The sequence below is a fragment of the Candidatus Cryosericum terrychapinii genome (assembly GCF_003570925.1).
Taxonomy (GTDB): Bacteria; Caldisericota; Caldisericia; order Cryosericales; family Cryosericaceae; genus Cryosericum; species Cryosericum terrychapinii.
Map to the genome: position 1 here is coordinate 1 of NZ_QXIS01000029.1, position 2503 is coordinate 2503.

2 protein-coding genes are annotated in these 2503 nt (G+C 53.1%); both read left to right on the plus strand.

Annotated features, from left to right (window positions below; genetic code table 11):
• A partial coding sequence (locus tag SMC7_RS04690) for a diguanylate cyclase domain-containing protein (protein WP_119089193.1) occupies positions 1 to 1512 on the plus strand: 1512 nt, incomplete at its 5' end.
• Positions 1513 to 1520: 8 nt separating this feature from the next.
• Positions 1521 to 2426, plus strand: a complete 906-nt coding sequence (locus SMC7_RS07255; protein ID WP_126850727.1) for a hypothetical protein — start codon at positions 1521 to 1523, stop codon at positions 2424 to 2426.
• The last annotated feature ends 77 nt before the right edge of the window (positions 2427 to 2503 follow it).

Below are 2503 nucleotides of genomic sequence, written 5' to 3' on the forward strand. Positions count from 1 at the left end.
ATTCTTGCGGGTCGCGGTCACGAAGTCGAAGCGCTTGCTGTCATCGAAGAGGCTCTCCGGCTGAGCAGGAGTTGTGGTTTCCCCCTGCAGGAGGCGGGGTCACTCCTTGCCTGTGGGCGCATCGAACTGAGCCTTGGCCGCCTGGAAGAGGCGACCCATCACTTTGAGATGGCGGTCGAGGTAGCCGACAGCCACAAGATGGGAGACCTGCTGCCTCCTGCCCTCGAATCGCTCTCCACAGCCAAAGCCGCCATGAATCGCTTCGATGAGGCATATCACGACCTCCTGAAATCGGTTGAAGTGGCACATGCATGGTCCAGTTCGGAAGCGGCCAGGATGCTGGCGGACTTGGCGGCAGGATATCGGCTTGAGAAAGTAAAGCGCGAAGCCGAAGCTGAAAGAATTCGACGCGAGGGTCTCGAATCCGCAAACGAGCGTCTCCGGATCGTGACTCGTATCGGGCGGAGTCTCACGCAGAGCCTCGAACCCAGGGACATCCTCACGCGGATGTGGAGTGAACTCTCAGCGTCGATAGACCTCAAGGTGCTGGGATTTGGCATCTATAGCCCCGATTCGGGGGTCATCGAGTTTCCTGGATTGATCGAGTCTGGTATTCTGCAGAAGGCATCGTCGGTCTTTCTGAGCGACGAGTCCAGTCTCGCTGCGCTCTGTGTGCGGGAGAAGCGCGCCCTCTACTATGCAACGTCAGAAGAGGCGCAGTCAGCTCTTGGCGATCGTCCGATCATTACGTTTGAGCCGACATCGGTCAGGTCAGAGACGATCCTGTATCTTCCGTTGTTCAGGGAGAATGACATTGTTGGTGTGATGACGGTGCAGAGCGCCAGAGACCACGCATATTCGGACGATATTATTGAGATGCTCGGGGCGATCGCCTCATTCACCGCGATCGCTGTCGAGAACGCACGCATCATGATCAGGTTGAACGAGATGAATCAGACTATATCGGGAGAGAAAGAGCAGGTCGAGAAGGCGGCTCTCGCATCTTCCTGGCTGGCCGAGCACGACAGTCTGACAGGACTCTCCAACAGGCGCTTTCTCGAGAGGGTCCTCGACGAGAATATTCGGTTGGCGACACTCGAAGACAATAGCATCGCCGTTTTCTTCGCCGACCTCGACGATTTCAAGAAGGTGAACGATGTGTACGGGCACGATGCCGGTGACCGTGTTCTTGTGGCTGTCGCGGCACGCCTGCTCTCCGTCTTTCGAGACGCGGACTACGTCGCACGCGTCGGGGGAGACGAGTTCGTCGTCGCTGCGCCCGGCGTGAAGGATGCGAGAAGTATTGCGTCGATGGCGGACAAAGCAGTCGAATCGTTCGATGAACCGCTTACGATCACAGAGGGCCCGATTTCAGTCAGCATATCAGTCGGTGTCGCTCTGTTCCCGGAGCACGGGCATAGCAGTCAGGAGTTGATCAGCCGCGCCGACGATGCAATGTACTTGGTCAAGCGGACAGGAAAGGGGGCATGGCGCCTGTGGTCGGCTTTCTAGCCTATTGAATGGGCCACTGTGTTGAAAGGGAATATGCCCGCTGCGTTACCGCCTTATACCGCACCGGCATTCTCACCCTTCTTCCGAAATCACAAAGCATCGGGGTGGTTGGAATAGATGGAAAAGAGTATCCAATACCAACCCAGGAACAGGTTGTAGAACTATTTAACCATAATAGAGAGCTTGTAGACAGAAAAGTTCCACAAGGGTTTGATCGTTTAGAATTGACACCCATGGCAATGCCCACACCCCTTCTTATTGACCGAATGAAAGCAGCTATTCTTAAACACGCAGCAGAAGGTAAAATTTGTCAAACCAGACGTACGCCTTCTGATCCTTTCATACCTGTTCGTGTCAATGCCGAAAAACAAGTCTGGATATGGGATACCTTACGACAGGCACTGGATACAGACGAGCTTGTATATTTCCCTCAAGAATATTCAACCAATCATCGGGGACAGACCAAATTGGAAGTAGTCAATAATGGACGTATTTGTGCCGTTCCAGGCTGGTCTGTGGGATTAGTTGAAAGTCTACCCATCATGCCTCAACAAGGCGAAGGAAAGACATTAGGAGGCAGAAGACAATTAGAAATAGGCTCATCTCCTAATGAATACTTCCAGACATTACAGTTGGAAGCCTATCAAGGAGAAACAGGAAAAACGCTTGAGGATTTCATTACAAGATTTCTTACACACCTCGAAATGACCAATGAAGTAAGCAATGACGTGGATGACAAAAACGCCGTGTGGTGTCTTGCTCAATATCTAAGAGTATCGTACGGGGATCTTGTGCCGACCGGGCGCTGGCATCGAAGCGTTGGGCGGGCTCGCCTGGATACGCACCGTTCAAACAACAAGCTTTGCACCAGGAGCTGGGGTGGGTCCTCCACGGTGAGACTGCTCAGAAAATAGTCATAATGAACATACTCAACTGCCGAATGAACGACTGTGCTCTTCGGGAATGCTCGGGCAATCTGTGGTATAATCAC

Coding starts and splice junctions, on each gene's coding strand:
- SMC7_RS07255 (WP_126850727.1), top strand. CDS start 1,521: ATGGGCCACTGTGTTGAAAGGGAATATGCCCGCTGCGTTACCGCCTTA.